The sequence below is a fragment of the Dorea sp. YH-dor226 genome, from assembly GCF_039832105.1.
Lineage (GTDB): Bacteria > Bacillota > Clostridia > Lachnospirales > Lachnospiraceae > Dorea_A.
On sequence record NZ_JBDOHS010000023.1, the window covers coordinates 1 to 17063 of the forward strand.

At 42.4% G+C, this 17063-nt stretch carries 20 protein-coding genes; all 20 read right to left on the reverse strand.

What is annotated here, in order from left to right:
- Positions 1-100 precede the first annotated feature (100 nt).
- The 20 genes from ABE547_RS13605 to ABE547_RS13700 all read right to left on the reverse strand — a co-directional run bounded on the left by ABE547_RS13605 (position 101) and on the right by ABE547_RS13700 (position 16987).
- Positions 101-997 carry a DUF6017 domain-containing protein gene (locus ABE547_RS13605; protein ID WP_073113344.1) on the reverse strand — a complete coding sequence of 299 codons (897 nt, stop codon included), beginning with the start codon at positions 995-997 and terminating at the stop codon, positions 101-103.
- Positions 998-1207: 210 nt separating this feature from the next.
- Positions 1208-1570, reverse strand: a complete 363-nt coding sequence (locus ABE547_RS13610) for a hypothetical protein (RefSeq protein ID WP_002584990.1) — start codon at positions 1568-1570, stop codon at positions 1208-1210.
- 257 nt (positions 1571-1827) lie between these two features.
- Positions 1828-2037, reverse strand: coding sequence for a DUF6219 family protein (locus tag ABE547_RS13615; RefSeq protein ID WP_009300563.1), 210 nt, complete (start codon positions 2035-2037; stop codon positions 1828-1830).
- 75 nt (positions 2038-2112) lie between these two features.
- Positions 2113-2637 (reverse strand): flavodoxin family protein, encoded by a 525-nt coding sequence (locus ABE547_RS13620; protein WP_008119059.1) that lies wholly within the window; start codon positions 2635-2637, stop codon positions 2113-2115.
- Positions 2638-2661: 24 nt separating this feature from the next.
- A complete protein-coding gene (locus ABE547_RS13625; protein ID WP_044925306.1) occupies positions 2662-3219 on the reverse strand; it encodes a hypothetical protein in 558 nt (185 codons plus the stop codon).
- A 45-nt stretch (positions 3220-3264) separates the two neighbouring features.
- A complete protein-coding gene (locus tag ABE547_RS13630) occupies positions 3265-3570 on the reverse strand; it encodes a hypothetical protein (RefSeq protein ID WP_028087788.1) in 306 nt (101 codons plus the stop codon).
- Positions 3571-3675: 105 nt separating this feature from the next.
- The gene (locus ABE547_RS13635) at positions 3676-4770 is read right to left on the reverse strand and encodes a DUF6017 domain-containing protein (protein WP_028087787.1); all 1095 of its coding nucleotides are present in this window, start codon (positions 4768-4770) and stop codon (positions 3676-3678) included.
- Positions 4771-4794: 24 nt separating this feature from the next.
- On the reverse strand, positions 4795-5661 hold the full coding sequence (locus ABE547_RS13640; RefSeq protein ID WP_026650282.1) for a ParB/RepB/Spo0J family partition protein: 867 nt from the start codon (positions 5659-5661) through the stop codon (positions 4795-4797).
- Complete coding sequence (locus ABE547_RS13645) at positions 5651-6457, reverse strand: ParA family protein (RefSeq protein WP_026650281.1); 807 nt, start codon at positions 6455-6457, stop codon at positions 5651-5653. The genes ABE547_RS13640 and ABE547_RS13645 overlap by 11 nt, the downstream gene beginning before the upstream one ends.
- A complete protein-coding gene (locus ABE547_RS13650) occupies positions 6429-6821 on the reverse strand; it encodes a hypothetical protein (RefSeq protein ID WP_044925303.1) in 393 nt (130 codons plus the stop codon). The genes ABE547_RS13645 and ABE547_RS13650 overlap by 29 nt, the downstream gene beginning before the upstream one ends.
- 3 nt (positions 6822-6824) lie before the next feature.
- Entirely contained in the window at positions 6825-7904 is a 1080-nt protein-coding gene (locus ABE547_RS13655; RefSeq protein ID WP_024854000.1) for a site-specific integrase, read from the reverse strand.
- Positions 7905-7906: 2 nt separating this feature from the next.
- Positions 7907-8104, reverse strand: a complete 198-nt coding sequence (locus ABE547_RS13660) for a hypothetical protein (RefSeq protein WP_024853999.1) — start codon at positions 8102-8104, stop codon at positions 7907-7909.
- On the reverse strand, positions 8101-8319 hold the full coding sequence (locus ABE547_RS13665) for a hypothetical protein (protein ID WP_008393122.1): 219 nt from the start codon (positions 8317-8319) through the stop codon (positions 8101-8103). Before ABE547_RS13665 ends, ABE547_RS13660 begins: the two co-directional genes overlap by 4 nt.
- A complete protein-coding gene (locus ABE547_RS13670) occupies positions 8312-8539 on the reverse strand; it encodes a hypothetical protein (RefSeq protein ID WP_008705329.1) in 228 nt (75 codons plus the stop codon). Before ABE547_RS13670 ends, ABE547_RS13665 begins: the two co-directional genes overlap by 8 nt.
- 426 nt (positions 8540-8965) lie before the next feature.
- Positions 8966-10513, reverse strand: coding sequence for a glutamine-hydrolyzing GMP synthase (gene guaA / locus ABE547_RS13675; RefSeq protein WP_347379266.1), 1548 nt, complete (start codon positions 10511-10513; stop codon positions 8966-8968).
- A gap of 84 nt (positions 10514-10597) precedes the next feature.
- Positions 10598-11959 (reverse strand): MATE family efflux transporter, encoded by a 1362-nt coding sequence (locus ABE547_RS13680; protein ID WP_347379267.1) that lies wholly within the window; start codon positions 11957-11959, stop codon positions 10598-10600.
- A 144-nt stretch (positions 11960-12103) separates the two neighbouring features.
- Positions 12104-12334, reverse strand: coding sequence for an HPr family phosphocarrier protein (locus ABE547_RS13685; RefSeq protein WP_347379268.1), 231 nt, complete (start codon positions 12332-12334; stop codon positions 12104-12106).
- 123 nt (positions 12335-12457) lie between these two features.
- The gene (locus tag ABE547_RS13690; RefSeq protein WP_347379269.1) at positions 12458-13981 is read right to left on the reverse strand and encodes a response regulator; all 1524 of its coding nucleotides are present in this window, start codon (positions 13979-13981) and stop codon (positions 12458-12460) included.
- Complete coding sequence (locus ABE547_RS13695) at positions 13969-15750, reverse strand: histidine kinase (protein ID WP_347379270.1); 1782 nt, start codon at positions 15748-15750, stop codon at positions 13969-13971. The genes ABE547_RS13690 and ABE547_RS13695 overlap by 13 nt, the downstream gene beginning before the upstream one ends.
- A complete protein-coding gene (locus tag ABE547_RS13700) occupies positions 15737-16987 on the reverse strand; it encodes an extracellular solute-binding protein (RefSeq protein ID WP_347379271.1) in 1251 nt (416 codons plus the stop codon). The genes ABE547_RS13695 and ABE547_RS13700 overlap by 14 nt, the downstream gene beginning before the upstream one ends.
- Between the last annotated feature and the right edge of the window lie 76 nt (positions 16988-17063).

Consider the following 17063-nt stretch of genomic DNA (forward strand, 5'->3'; position numbering starts at 1 on the left):
GCTCTGCTAATGGTGGGCTTCCTCCGATCATCAAGCGCCAGAGATACTATCAATCTTTGGACCTGGCTGCATAGTCAGTGATATCTTTGAGATAAATGTGTCAACCAATATTGACAATATCATAGCTGTCAATGGTATTCGGCGCATTGAACAGCACCGCTTTAAGGTACTGTTTGATGTTGCGGATTTTGGTGGTATTCTCTTTCATGCAGTCAAAGACAAATTCAATGTGACTGCTGTTGAGCTTCATAAACTTTGCCTTGACAAGCTCTGCCGGGTAATCGTCCCCGGCGATACGGATTGTCTTTCTCTTGCTGCATACCGTTTCAAGGATAATCGAAACAATTTCGTCCAGACGGTCTTTGTCTACCTGCCCGTAGCGTACAAAATGGTCGTACTCGATATTGTCCTTGATGATTTCCTCATAAACGCTGTATGCGTCTGTCGCTTCCTTTCGTTTCCGTTCCGGCGGCTCTGCCGCTTCCCCGTCGTAAGGCAAGGGATTTAGGGAATGGATAGGAATGGAATCGGTACTTGATAAATCTATATTTGATTTTTCTTTTTTGGGTAAGTTAGTCTTTTGTATATCTTTATTTAATTGCGTTGGATTTTCCAACGTAGGTTTTTTCTGCGTAGGTTTTTCCAACGTTGGATTATCCAATGTTGGATTTTCCAATGTAGGTAAATCCGATACAGGCGGGGTCTGCGGCTGCTCAAAAATCACATAATCTGCGCCGCGCAAGCGTCCTTTCTCGTCGCGTTCCCTTGAACGCACGATATACCCGGCGCGTTCCAGTTCCTTAACGGCTTCCCGGATAGCGTCGATTTTCTCCCGGTTGATAAAGGACAGCCCCGCAAGGGTGTAGTCCCAATCCTCTGGCAAGGACAGCATTTGCGATAACAGCCCTTTTGCCTTTAGGGATAGCTCCTTATTGCGTAAGTGGTGGTTGCTCATAACCGTATAGCCCTTGTTGCGCTCCACTCTGAAAACTGCCATAGCTTCATCACTCCTTTGCTGCATACCTGTTACGCAATAGAAACGCGATTTTGAGGGTTTAGGTATCAATCCCTTATCCGCTGAAAACCGCGTCCGCAAAGCCGCGTAAATCAAGGGCTTTTTCATGCCTACTGCGTAACAAAGGGCATGAAAAAAGCGGCGTTCCTGTTCTTCCTTGTGGGAAGTGAGAAACGCCGCCTGTGCGGTGCGTTATTCTGCTTCTTCGGCTATGAGGTCTTGTATGACTTCGCCAAAGTCTGCCGTAAAGGAAAAAATGAAGTATTCCAAAACGGCGGGGTCTGCGTCCATAGGCTCGGCTTCCTCGGAAAAGGGCAAGCCCATAAGCCCATAGAGCATTTTTATGATTTTGAACAGCTTCCCCCGGTCGGCGGGGGTGTTCATGGTAACAAGTACGTCGGTCAAGCGGTTTACGGTTTCCATGTCGCCGCCTGTCGTTACCCATACCATTTCTGCGAATGGCTGCGTGATTGCTCCGGTTACAAGGTTTACCTTATCCTTGCTGATTTCGCCGGACGGGAGTATAATACCCTTGTCTAAAAGTACGTTTTTCATGTCGTCCTCCTATAATTTGTGGTGCCAAAATGGTGCCCGGTCTTACAAAATCATCTTATACGGAGATATGGCAAGATAAATGACGATATGCAGAAAACCTTGATTTTAAGCCATTTTCGCGAGGTTTTATAAACACTTGCGCGGGCTTATAAGAAGATTTCCGTCTATCAAATCAATAAAAAAAAGATGCCAGGATTTCTCCTGACACCATAGTGACTATGCCAACTTCGTGCCCACTGGGCACAAGGTTGATTGTATTATTCTTCATTTCCTAATGATATTGGTTCTTTCTTTGTTTTCTTGTTTTTAGATATCATCTTATGACCTGTGTAAATAGCCATAATCATACAAAGCAAAGAACTTGCCGCAAAATATTTATGGCTTGATTTTGAACCTTTATATCCGCTATAAAAAGTTCCTAGCATCGTTATCAATGCTCCGACAGACCAATATTCATGAGCTTTCATTCTAACATCTCCCTTTGTGTTAATTTTAATATGTACCGTTTGATGAAATATGCAAACAGGAATTTGGAACGTGCTTTATAAATTTTTTCCGATCCCCTCAAGTTCGTTCATGGAATCCTTGTTTTTTTCAAGTTCATCTCTGGCTGTTGCATAATATGATTTTTTGAAAAGCATATCCCATGAAAGATATTTTGCCATACAGTCAAACTGCTTATCAATCAGCTCATACTGGATACTGTCTACGGGAGAACCGCCTACAACAATCGTGCCAACTTTTTTATTTTTTAACTGCAATCCACGGCAGTAGCACTTATCAATGATAAGTTTCAATTGTGCTGACATTCCCCACCAATAAACTGGTGTAGCAAAAAGAATCATATCTGCGGCAGCAATTTTATCAATTGTAGGATTTGTATCATCCTTATCGACGCATCCCTTAGAGCATTGACAGACACCACATCCCTTGCATGGTGCAATGTTGAGTTTGTCAGGTTCAATGATTTCAATTTCATTCTTTTCTGATGCTCCTTTTATAAATGCATTGATTGCTGTCAGCGTGTTTCCTTTTCTGGCACTTCCATTAATGATTACAATTTTCATGCGTGTATCCTCCAACTTCCGATTTCATGATATCATTTCTAATACAGATTTTACCGTATTTTTCAGATTCAGTCCATCTTTTAATCCCAGTCGATAGAAAAATTCTTCTGTTTCTGCTCCACTGCTAAAAATTGCATTACAGTATTCCGTAATCACTTCTTCCTGTTCTTGGGATAACGTTTCCAGTAATTTCTGGTATTTCTTATCAATCTCACTTACTGGCTCTTTATCCTGCTTTAACTTCCATTCTGAATATGCTTTCCCCATATGCTCTGTAATTGTCAGATTCACAAATTCCTGCACTTCCTCGGATATGGTGCTCGCAGATTCCTGTTTATCTTTCTTTTTATCATTTGATTTTTCAAGTGTCGTGTCATCAATATAACGAATGATTTCTCGAATATTTGACTTCATCGACTGCAGATATCCTTTCATCAGCACAGCTACTTTTCTAGCATCCGATTTTTCGGTTTCTTTTTCCAGCATATAAAACTCTTCCAGTTCTTTCAGAATATCCATCCCTGCTTTCATCTGAAATTCCACCTCAAGCAAATCATCCATCACTTTATATAATTCTTCCATTGTTTATTTCTGCCTTTCCATATAGCGCCACTATATTTTCCACAATCATCCAAAAATAAATTCCTGTAATCCACATTTCACAACTTCAATTACTGCAACTATCCCCATACCGATATGTGGGAGTAGAACAAACACTACTGTCGTAATAATCGCTGATTTCATTGTCCAGTCCGTACTGATTCCAAACCCAATACTCAAAACTTCTGTCACAACAGAGATTCCGGCTATCAGATAGCAGAATCCAGCAGATAACCCAACCAGGAACACCAGCACAATATTCACCGCTGCAAGTACCAGCCAAACAGGAGCTGCAATAATTCGAAATGGCAGTTTTATCATAAATCTCAACATAATTCTTCCTCCTACTTTGTGCCCAGTGGACACAAGGTTATTTTAGCATATCTGCCAGATATGACTATCTCTTTTTAAACTTCGTGCCCAGTGGGCACAAAGTTCTTACCTGTCTGGAATATCCTTCCCCCAGTACATGTCATGTCGAACTTCAGCATCATAAAACTGATTGATTGTTGCAGGAGCGTTATACAATACCGTCAGCATATACTGCCGGATATTCTTCACTTTGCTTGTACTCCTGTCAAGACTGAAAAACACATACTGGATGTGTTCATACCCGACTTTGAGCAAACGGCTCTTGACCACTTGTGTAGGCACAGCTTCCCCATTGATCTGTTGATATGTCTTTGTCGAACATATTGCATCCAGCATCAGCTCTACCAGCTCTTCTACTCGTCCAGTTCCATAGCTCTGACAAAGGATCTCATATTCGATATTATCATGAATTAACTGTCGATACTCATTTCTCTCCTGTATCCTATCTCTCCCTTTCTCTTGTTCAGATAGATATTGATAAGATTCATTCTCACTAAATTCAGTATAATTATATTCAGTATTATTACAGTTTGTTTTTGAAACTTCTTGAAGTTTGTTTTCTAAACTTCTTGAAGTTTGTTTTTCAAACTCCTTGAAGTTTGTTTTTGAAACTTCTTGAAGTTTATTTTTCAAACTTCCTGAAGTTTGTTTTTCAAACTTCTGTGTATTTACGGGCTTTTCCGGCTCTTTTTTCGCATATTCTTCTATTTCTGTCTCTGTATTTTCTTTTCTCTCTGCTACATTTTCCGGTGTTTCTTCCGAATCAAAGATTGCTGGCTCATCTGGATATTCTGTCAGGCTGAAATTTTTCACGTAAATAACATTTGTTTTTCCAAGTCCGATTCGCCTCTTCTCAATCAATCCAATCCCTTTTTCCTGATCCAGCTCTTTTAGACAATTCACAGCCTTATTCCTGCCACAGTTAAGCATTTCCATAATCTCTTCCACCGAAAAGAAAATATATGCCCTGTCCTCTTCATCAAACCACCGGTTCTTGATGGACAGTGACATCCGGTCTAACATCAGTCCGTACAGCACCTTTGCTTCGCAGGAGAGATTTTTAAAATATTCACTTGTAAACAGCAGTTTGGGAATACGATAAAAACTGTACATATCGCATTCCATTCCTTGAAAATAATGGAATGTTGCTCTTATACTCATGACACATCCCTCCCTTCGTACTTATCAATGATTCTGATTGCTCCATTCCTCCAAAAGCTGACATATAACAGTCCGTATCTTCTGTTCATCATACTCTGGAGGAAAATACTTCTTAATTTCATCCTGTTTTAATGTTACCGTTGTTTTCTTTTTACGCTCTCCTATAACCAGGAGCCGCACAATCTCTTTTGTCAGCGTTTTTTCTTCTCGATGTTGCCTTATTTTTTTTGCCTGTTCCAGACTTGGATATTTTCCGGTACTCTCATGCACTTCCTCCACCATCTCCTGTTCTGGAACCGTAAGGTAGGAAAGCTCTACACCTACCTGCAATCCGATCACATCACGATCTACTGCGTTTAATAGGTCATTCATCAGATAAGTAAGCCGGATATAGCGATACACCTGCCTTGCACTGTCATTTGCGTTCTTTCCAATGTCTTTCGCACTGATACCGCCTGATGTTCCCTGATGATTCATTGCTTCCATCTTCATACGGTAAGCAAATGCCTTTTCACTTGGGAGTATATTAGGTCTCTGCAGATTGCTGTCTACCATCGCACGGACAGCTGTATCTTGATCCATATTTCTGATAATAACCGGAACCTCTTTAAGACCAGCAAGTTGTGCCGCATGTCTCCTTCTGTGACCGGCGATGATTTCATATTCACCATCACCCAGCGGTCGTACCAGTAATGCTGTAAGAATTCCCTCTTCTTTCACACTTTCCACCAGTTCCGCCATTGCCTCATCATCATTTACTTGAAATGGATGGTTCTCGAAAGAATGTAAATGCTCAAGTGAAACCTGCTGGATATCGTTCGTTTCTTCTCCTCCTCCAAGTAATTCATCATAAGATGTCAGTTTTATCTTCGATGCACTTCTACCTTTCATCCAAAAGCACCTCCTGTGTCATCTGCCAATATGCAGCCGCTACTTTTCCTTTTGGATCATGCTCAAATATGCTGATTCCTTCCGCACTGATTTCAGCTGCTCGTACTGAAAATGGAATACTCTGTGGAAAAATCTTAATCTGGTTTCCATATGTATCAAAAATCAGATCAGATATATCTCTTGCATAGTTCGTTCGGTTATCCACCATTGTGATCAATATACCTCCAATTTTCAGTTGTTTGTTAAGCTGTCTTCGCACCTTTCCTATCGTCCGTATCAGCTGTTCTAGACCCTTTACAGGAAGATAAGCCGCCTGGACAGGTATAATAACTGCATCGACACTGGCAAGTGCATTGATCGTCAGCATTCCAAGTGATGGCATACAGTCAATCAATATATAGTCGTATTCTTCTCTCATTCTTTCTATATATTGTTTTAAGACAAGTTCCCTGCTCATAATATTTACAAGTGAAACTTCCATTCCAGAGAGTTCGATGTTTGCCGGAATCAAATCAATTCCTTCCTGGTGATGTAAAATTCCCAGTGTATTTTCAAATAGTTCATCTTCTACAATCTTTGTCAGAATAGTAGCCAGTGTGATTGGTAATTCATCTGGGTTATGATACCCAAGACTTGCTGTCATACTTCCCTGCGGATCATTGTCAATCACAAGCACTTTCTTCCCTGCTTTTGCAAGTCCGACTGCCAGATTCACGCAACTTGTTGTCTTGCCAACCCCGCCTTTTTGTGAACACAATGCCAGCACTTTACAATCCTTCATTACTTTCTCTTCCATCCTTTTTATCCTCCCATAAATAACTTGAACCTTTCAGCATCCATAATGCTGCTTCCAAAAATGCAAGATACCGTTCTGTCATACTATCAAGAACCGGTTCTGAAATAACTGGTTTTTCAGACTTCAAATCTTTTGCCACATCCTCCAAAACCAAACTCATTTCCTTCATTTCTGACCGGATAATCTCAATTGTTTCTTTCTTTCCAACAACACATACATGATTGTAAATGCATGATCGGACGATATAATCCTGTTTTTTCATTCCGCTCACTTTCACTCGTTCTTCAATTGTTGCTTTTTCATAAGAATTCACCCGAAAAGAAATGGTCGTTGTGTTGTGTTTTCCATGTCTGTCACCAGCCATCGCTTATTCCTCCTCTTCCTCATGTTTCTTATCTAGCAAACCTGCTAATTTACTCTGTGTAGACGGATACAGATGTGAATAAGTGTTCAACGTGGTTTCCACCTTTTCATGTCCAAGGCGTTCTGCAATCTCCAATGGAGCCACCCCCATATCAACCAGCATACTGGCATGGGAATGGCGGAGATCATGAAGTCGTATCCGCTTTACACCAGACCGCTCGATTCCGGTAGCCATACAATGTTCCATATGCGATTTGGTAAACCGAAAAAGTCTTTCCTTTTTCATAATTCCATACAAATGACTGCAATACTCCCGAAATTCCTCTGCAAGAAAATCCGGCATCGTAATCACACGGATACTCTTTGGAGTTTTCGGCTGCGTGATCATATCCTTTCCTTTCAGTCTCTGATAAGATTTATTGATTGATATGGTTTTCTCTTCAAGATTGATGTCATTATAAGTAAGTGCAAGCAATTCACCGATACGCATTCCGGTCCAGTACAACAAAAGAAACGCCATTCTTGTCTCCGGCTTATCACTTACTGTCTCCAGAAAAGCATTGAACTCTTCCTGCATCCAGAAGTCCTTCGGTTCTCCTTTACTCTTGCCAATCGCTCCTGCCTTCCTGCAGGGATTATCCTGCAGGTTATAATACCGCATTGCATAATTGAAGATTGCAGTCAGCTGGCAGTTCACTGTTTTCAGATAAGTAGGAGAATATCCTTTTCCATTCTTATCCTTATACGTCAGCAACTCATTCTGCCATGCACGGACGTCTGCCACCGTAATTTCACTGAGAATCTTCTTTTCAAAATAAGGCTTGATTTTCAGGTCAATAATATATCGCTTCGTGTACATAGTGTTTTCTCTGAGACGGACATCCATATCTTTGTAATAAATCTCCAGAAAATTTCCAAATTCAATATCCACACCCTGGCTCTGCTGTTGCAGGAAATCTCTTTCCCATTCTTTAGCTTCACCCTTGGTCCTGAATCCTCTTTTCTGTTTTCTTTTCCGATTTCCCTGCCAGTCTTTGTAATAGACCTGTACTTTCCAGTTTTTTCCTTCTTTGTAAACCCCCATTGCTAATCCTCGACTTTCATGCCATAAATCTTTTCTGCCAGGAATTTCGTAGAGATTTTTCCAGCTACTACAATATAGCCTTTTGCCTTCAATTCTTTGTTGTATTCTCGCATCAGACTATATGCATAAGTTTTTGAAACTCCAAGAATTGCACACACATCATCCACATCCATATACATTTTTTCCTGCATCATACTCATACCGCTTTATCCTCCTTCAAATACTGCTCAACATGTTCCAGACCATAGATCTTGTCCTCTACATAGCGGGTTGGCACCCGACCGAGAATCACATAATAGTTCTTGCTTGCCAGATCGGCATTCATTCTTTCCACTACCCGGTAAGCAAACGAAACTGATAATCCAAAGAGTTCTGCAATGTCTTCCACTGATAAATACATTTTTCTCTTACGCATGAAACCATTCCTTTCCCTCTTCCTGTGGAATCTCACAAGTATCTTCTACTCCGTAGAAACGCTTCACAAAATACTTTGTCGGAACTTTTCCTCTAAGCGTCAGGTAGCCCTGTTCTTCCAGTTCCTTGTTCAGATTTCCGATGATTTCATAAGCCGATGTCTGTTTTACTTCCAGAAGTTCACATATATCGGCTGCCTTTAAAAATAATTTATTCTGCATAATCAGTACCTCCTCTGTTTTGAATATTTATCTCTTCATATACTCTGTACTGGCAGATGCAAAATCGGACATCATTTTCCGAAATTTATCAAATTTTCTTGTTTTTTAATTCTCCATCAGTGTGATTACTGTGTCATGGAGTTTAAGCTCATCGAAAGTAAAGAACCTTTCTGTGGTATCTGTTTTCTAAATGCAGGCAACAAAAAAACAGTCTGCCTTGACGAAAATCACTTCAATCAAAACAAACTGTTCTTCATATTTACTCTAATTTTATTTTATGAGAATAACCGATTTCACGAAATTTGCAGGTGAATCTGGAATATAAACAAGAGAAAAAAATAATTTTTAAACTCCATTTGCACTCCATTTGGTCTTTTCGACACCCCGCAAAGCCTTTATTTATGGGCTTTTCCGCGATTTTTCAAGCTACTCAAACTCTATTGTTCCCGGTGGTTTACTGGTCAGATCATAGAATACTCTATTCACTCCCTTAACCTCGTTAATGATTCTGCTCATAACCTTATTCAGCACTTCAAATGGGATATCTGCTGCCTCTGCGGTCATGAAATCGATCGTCTTCACTGCTCTCAATGCCACTGCGTAATCATAAGTTCTTTCATCCCCCATAACTCCGACGCTTCGCATATTGGTCAGTGCTGCAAAGTACTGGTTGATCTCTTTATCCAATCCTGCATTTGCGATCTCTTCTCTGTAGATTGCATCTGCATCCTGTACGATCTTGACTTTTTCTGCATTGACTTCTCCGATGATACGGATTCCAAGTCCCGGTCCCGGGAATGGCTGTCTGAATACCAGGTACTCCGGAATTCCAAGCTCCAGTCCGGCTTTTCTTACTTCGTCCTTGAACAGATCGCGCAGTGGTTCGATGATCTCTTTAAAATCAACGTAATCCGGAAGACCGCCTACGTTGTGGTGAGATTTGATTACTGCAGATTCTCCGCCCAGTCCGCTTTCTACGACGTCCGGATAGATGGTTCCCTGTACCAGGAAGTCTACCGTTCCGATCTTCTTTGCTTCTTCTTCGAATACGCGGATGAACTCTTCTCCGATGATCTTTCTCTTCTTCTCAGGCTCTTCTACGCCTGCCAGCTTGTCGTAGAATCTCTGCTGTGCGTTGACACGAATAAAGTTCAGGTCATAGCTTCCTTCCGGTCCAAATACAGCCTCTACTTCATCGCCCTCATTTTTACGAAGGAGACCGTGATCTACGAATACGCAGGTCAGCTGATCGCCGACTGCTTTAGATAACAATACTGCTGCTACCGAGGAGTCTACTCCACCGGAAAGTGCACACAATACTTTTCCGTTTCCGACTTTTGCACGGATCTGCTTGATAGATTCTTCTACAAATGAATCCATTCTCCAGTCGCCGGCACATCCACAGACATTTAACACAAAGTTGGATAACATCTTTGTTCCTTCTGTAGTGTGAAGAACTTCCGGATGGAACTGAATTGCATATAATCCCGCCTCTGCATTCTCTGCTGCAGCCACCGGACAGTCTGCCGTATGCGCCGTAATCTCAAATCCCGGTGCAACTTCAAAGATGGAGTCAAAGTGACTCATCCAGCAGATGGTCTTTGGTGATACATCTGTAAACACACGGGAATCTGTCTTATCGATCAGAACTTCTGTCTTTCCGTATTCTCTGACGCCTGCTCTTGCAACTTTTCCACCCAGTACATGCATCATGAGCTGTGCGCCGTAGCACAGTCCCAGTACCGGAATTCCAAGTTCGAACAGTTCTTTTTTGTATGTTGGGGAGTCTGCTTCATAACAGCTGTTCGGTCCGCCGGTCAGAATAATTCCCTTTGGATTCATCTCTTTGATCTTTTCAATGTCAGTTTTGTATGAATAGATCTCGCAATAAACATTACATTCTCTGACACGTCTTGCTACCAGCTGATTGTACTGCCCACCAAAATCAATGACAATTACTAATTCTCTTTTCACAAGAATTTCCTCCTGTTTTTGTAATGGATGAGTATATTATAAGATAGATAATCTTCTTTTACAAGCCTCTTCTTTTTCTGCTCATCACACGATTGCCTGCCTTCTCCATTTCCCGCCAAAGTACCGGATCAGGAAGCAGGCAGACCGAAATACCCAGTCGATGACCATCGCCACCCAGACACCGAACACGCCCATTCCGGCGTATTTTCCAAGAATATAACTGAATCCGATCCGGAAGATCCACATGGAGATACTGGTAATGTACATACATGCTTTTGCATCTCCGCAGGCGCGGAAGGTTCCGGGCAGAATAAATGCGATCGGCCATATCAGGATGGCACTGATCCCATGGAAATTAATGATATTCGTTGCTGCCTGTGCCGTCTGATCAGAGAGATGATATGCCTTCAAAATCAGCGGAAGTGCAAAATATATCGCAGCAATCGTGATTGCTGTACATATGTAGACGATCTTCAGCAGTTTTTTGTTGTAATATTTTACCTGTTCGTAATCTCCGGCGCCCACGCATCTGGAGATGACGGAGGTGACTGCCAGTGAGATTGCCATTCCCGGAAGGATCTGGAACAGGGCAACCGCATTGGACACTGCATTCGCAGCGATCGCATAGGTCCCAAATGTGGAGACAAGACTCAGTACAATGATCTTGCCCAGCTGGAACATACTGTTTTCCAGCCCGTTTGGCACACCGATACTTAAGATTTTTTTCACCAGCGGCCAGTTTAGCCGGTAATGCAGCGTTTTTTCTATGTGAAGCAGCCGGTTCTGATCACACAGTAGAACGATGATAATCATCGCTGCCGTCATCCTTGATACCAGCGTCGGTATCGCAACTCCCTCAGTTCCCCGGTGAAATCCGTAGATCAGGATTGCATTTCCCGCCACATTGATCACATTCATGATCATGGACACCTGCATCGTTACTTTGGAATTCCCCATGACACGAAAGATCGCCGCCCCTCCATTATACAACGCCATAAATGGAATAGATGCCGCAACAATCATCAGATAGACATCCGCATGATGCATGACATCTGGCTCAATCTTTCCAAACACAACATGCAATATAAAATATTTTCCAAGATAGACGAAAATCGTGATCACGACCGCACATATCGTAACAAACCAGACCAGCTGCGTCGCAGACCGGCATGCCTCCTGCGGCTTCTTCTGCCCCAGATACTGCCCGGCAACCACTGCCCCTCCCGTCGCCAGTGCGGCAAATGCATTGATCAGAAGTATCATGATCTGATCCACCAGAGACACTCCTGATACCGCCGCTTCTCCGACACTCGCGATCATGATCGAATCCGCCATACCGACCAGCACTGCCAATAGCTGTTCGATCACCAGTGGAAGTATCAATGCAAATAACGCATGATTGTCAAATAAATATTCACTTCTGTCAACTTTTACCTTTGTTCTCATTCTTCTGTATCTGTACCTCCTGTTTTGCCGGAATCTGCATGCATGATTCTTTTGGATCTGCATGGCTATCTGTATTATATACAAAAAACTCCCTGGCGCATTCTATTATACGCCGGGGAGTTTTCTGGCACAAGTACCCGTTACTTATGCTGCAACATATTTTTCTATATCTTTCCAGAGGTCCTGACAGTCATCATGATATACTTTCAATTCAATTTCTCTTCCAAACCCGAGATTCATAAGTCCCAAAAGAGATTTGGCATCTACAAGGTATTTTCCTCTTTTCATATCCATATCATAAGGATATTTTTCTACTTTTTTCACAAAGTCTAATACTTCATCCGGGTTATGGAATACTACGATTTTCCTGCTCATAATAATCTCTCCTTTTCTTGTTGGCATAATATTAGCATAATGTTAGAAACATGAAAGGGGGAAATATTTGAAAAAGGTAGAAAATTTTAGCGTTTTTTGACATATTTATCCCGGTTCAGAGCGTTATCCGTTCTTTTTCCGATATTCCAGCGGAAGCATTCCTACCTCTTCTTTAAATACTTTGCTCATGTATTTAGGGTCGGAATATCCGACCATATCCGCAATCTGATTCAGCTTCAGGGAGGATTTCAGCAAAAGCTCCTTTACATTTTCAATCCGGTACCTGCGTATAGTCTCTGAAAATGTGCTGCCGGTCTCTTTTTTAAACTGACTGCTCAGATACTCTTCTGACACATGCAGCTTTTCTGCGATCTCTTCCAGCGTGATCCCCTGATTGTAATATTGCTTGGTATACTGCAGCGCTTTCTGTATCAGCAGGCTGACCTCTTCTTCTTCATAGTTCTTCTGTGTAAGATCTGTAAAAAATGCATCGAGCCTGTCCTCAATGTCTACCCAGCTTGCCGCCTCTGAGATGACTTTTAAGAACCGCTGTGTCCCGGACATGGCTTCTTCTGCTCCCACTTCTGCCGCCACATAGGACAGATGGAAGGCCAGACGAGTCATCGCTTCTTTCATATCCTGAGGCGTGCACGGAACTTCACGGCAATAATCACGAAACTTTTTCCAGACTGCCTGAAATGCCTTTTCATCCTTCGCATCAACAGATTCCTTTGCCTGATCTTCCAGACTAAGCGGATATTTCAAAGGAAATGTTTTCACTTCTTCCAGCTTCTGTCTGCTGATTAGCGCCTTTTTCCCAAAGATCAGATTCCACTCTGTTCTCTGGTCGGCTTCCATTACTGCATCCCGTATCTTCAAAAGTCCTCTGCACTCATTCCAGCTTAAGATCAGCTTTCCACTGATCTTACTGCACAGCATCGGAACAATCGTATTTTCAATATATGCTCTTGTTTTTTCTACGTCTTCCAGATGGTACAGAATCATGACATATGACTGCCTTCTGGCAAATTCTATGGTATACGCCCGGAATCCTTTTCCGTGAATTTCCATATCCGCCATAGCCATCTGTACATATTTCCTGTATTTTTCGTAGTTGGATCCCATTCCCACTCCGAAGATCGCGATCGGCTCATCTTCTGACAGATCATATTTTTCCTTCAAAAGGGCCGCCATCTGCTCATCATTCTCCAGCTGTCCTGTAATGGCATTCAGAAACACATGCTCCAGACTCAGGAGATGATCCTTACTCTGATCTCTGGCGATGGACTCTTCGATCTCCTTCAGTACTCTTTTCAGTTCTGTCACCTTAATTGGTTTCAACAGATAATTATCAATTCCAAGTTCTATCGCACGTTTCGCATAGTCAAAATCCGAGTATGCGCTCAGAACCATGGCTCTGCAGTCAATCTTTTCTTCCCTGATATGTGCAAGCATCGTCAGTCCGTCCATATCAGGCATACGGATATCCAGAATAACCAGGTCCGGCTTTGTTTTTCTTACCAGTTCCAGACCTTCTTTTCCGCTTTTTGCCTTTCCTGCAAGTTCATAGCTGTCATCTAATTTTGCCAGAATATTGCCCAGACCTTCTCTGATCGGTGCTTCATCCTCTACAACTACGATCCGCATATACTCCCTCCTTCTTCGCCTTCCGGTGCCTCCGGGCCGGTACTCTCTTTTGCGTCAGTTTCCTGTACTTCCGCTCTGACAATTGGAATAAACAGATGTACTTCTGTGTTCATTCCCGGGCTGCTGTCAAAATACACTGCCGCCTGATCCCCATAATAAAGAGCCAGACGTTTTCTTACATTAATAATCCCAAGATGTTCCGAAGTGTACTTTGGATCCTCCTCCATCTGTTCACTGTTCAGTCTCTGAAGTTCTTCTGCCGGAATTGCTTCTCCGTTGTTCCATACGATAATATGAATCTGATCTCCCGCTTCCCTCATGGTAATCCCAAGCTTTGGATCCTGTTCTGTGTTTCTCAGTCCGTGCTTCAGTGCATTTTCTACAAATGGCTGAATCAACAGCTTATGGATCCGATATCCATACAGTTCCTGCGGAATCTTCATTTCCACCGTCAGTTCTTTTTCCAGCTTTGCTTTCTGAAGAAAGATATAATATTCCAGAAAATACATTTCCTGTTCCATCGATGTCTCCGCTCCCGCATTTTTTACGGTATAGCGCAGAATATCCGCCAGCGCTCCTACCATCTCACTGATTTCAAACTGTCCTTCTTCAATCGCTTTCCAGTTAATCGTATCCAGTGTATTATATAGGAAATGAGGGTCTATCTGAGCTTCCAGCGCAGATATCTCTGCATTTTTCTGTTCTACAACAGCTTCTTTTACCCGGGCGATCAGACTGTCCAGATGTTTTACCATATCGTTAAATCCCGAAGATATCTGTCTGATCTCTGTCGACAGATGACTGCCATCCGGAATCTGTACCTCAAGATTGCCGTTTTCCACCTCTTTCATAGCCTGATCCAGAAGCTCAAGCTGCCGGATATGCGGCCGGAACAGATAATAAGATGACAGATTCAAAAGGATAATACATCCCACAACAATCAGGATCCACAGAATAATCTGATCTCTCAGTGTACGCTTGTACATTTCCAGTGAATGTGCAACTGTGATCATAAATCCGCTCTTTTCATTTAACCTGTGAGCATATCGGTAATCTCCTGTATCGGATGTATCGTATATCTTCCCAATCTCCGACGGATCCGGTGAAGCCAGTATCCTGCTGTTACTTACAATCCGGATCGTTGCATTGTCGCCGGACTCCAGTATCGTCTGCAATACTGACTCATCAATGCTGAACACGATCGTTCCCATCGATTTATGGATATCGTGATAGTCCACGATATTCCGGATAATCTGGAACAGGTATACCTGCTCACCGTCAGACTCTATCGGTCCCTCTGTACTTCTGTATATTGCTGTCTTCTTCTTTTCCGGCACCTGAATCTGATCTGCCCATGCTGTTGTAGCAGAAGATCCTGTCAGTCTGTCATAAAAAAGTATCTGTCCATTTTCTGTAACAATGGTAATTCCGGCAATTCCTTCATTGCGATTGCAGATATGGCTCAATTCACGCCGGATCCTGCTGCTGTTGCTCTCGAGTGTATCCTCATCCTGGTTGATCTGATTCACAATATCAATAATTTCATCATCGGTACACAGATCATACAAAAGTGTATCATATTTATCCAGAATCATGTTCAGACTCTGATCTGCCTGATTCAGATTATTTTCAATCTGTAACTCTATATTTTCATTCAGTGTTCGATTCAGTCGATACAGAAAGATCGCTGCAAAAAGAAGCATCGGAATGCAGGTTGAAATCAGAAAGACCGGAACCAGCAGTTGTTTGATCGTCCTATCTTTCTTCATCTTCTGCCCTCCTGATCTTCTGAATCTTATCTTTTGCATCCTGCAGGATCTCTGTTTCACTGGCTTCGTCATTGATTGACCTGTCCAGTGCCTCGATCATCACCGCAGATATTTCCGGCCATCGTTCTGACTTTTCTCTTGTTCTTGCATACGACAGCATCTCAATATAGCTGTGGCAGATCGGGTTGTCCGGATACTGCTTTTTCAAAATCTCTTTTTTTGCCGCCAGATATCCCAGATCATCGATATACTCGGCCATTCGCTCATTTTCACTGATATAATTTAAAAAGGTAATTGCTTCGTCAACGTGCTTTCCTTCCGTAACACAGAATATCTCCCCACCCTGTACGGTTATCCGTTCTCCATCCGTCGGCATATATGTAACTTCCACTTCCAGTTCCGGATTCTTCTCTCTGATATATTCTGCCTGTATAGAGTTTCCCGCCATCATTGCAATCTTTCCCTTTGCAAATTGCATCGTCAGGTCTTTTCCCGTCAGATTTCCCGACTGACGGCTGATGATTCCTTCATCCGCCATACGCCGCATCAATTCATACGATGCCCGGCTGTCCGCCGAAGTCAGATCCTCTGTATCTCCTCCCATGCTCCAGAACACCGGAAGAAATGTATAGATACTTTCCTCACTTTCCAGTGTCGACTGGACATATCCATAGACTCCATCCTTTGTCAATGCCCTGGCAGTCTCATAGAACTCCTCCCAGGTAGACGGCACAGACAGTCCTGCTTCCCGCAGCATCTGTGCATTATAGATCAGTCCCACACAATTTACCCCTACCGGAAGACCCATGATCTTATTTCCCACCGTACACGGCTCCAATGCTTCCGGCATATATTCTTCAATTCCATCCACCCTGTGACTGAGATCTACAAAAGACTTTGCGTTCTGAAAAAACAGAAAATCTGACGAATCCACAAGTGCGATATCCGGCATTTCATTTTCATACATGGAAAGTGCCAATTCCTTTTTAAAATCTGCATCCGGAATATAGCGCGTCTTTACTTCTATCTCATCCTGTGACTGATTAAACTGATCAATGAGCCGCGACAATGTTTTTTTCTGGAATGACATATCCCAGTAATGCCATAAGGTGATTACCTGTTTTTTCTTTTCTTCGGTCACTTCTTTTTTTCGGCATCCGGCAAGACCGGAACAAGCAAGAGAGATCAATACAACCGTCACCATACCTGCTGCCAGCATTCTTTTTCTTATATTCACGCATTTTCCTCCGTTCCATTCCTGTACCATGTCCATTATATCACAGTTCTGACACTTTCTGAATCGTCCTCTGTTT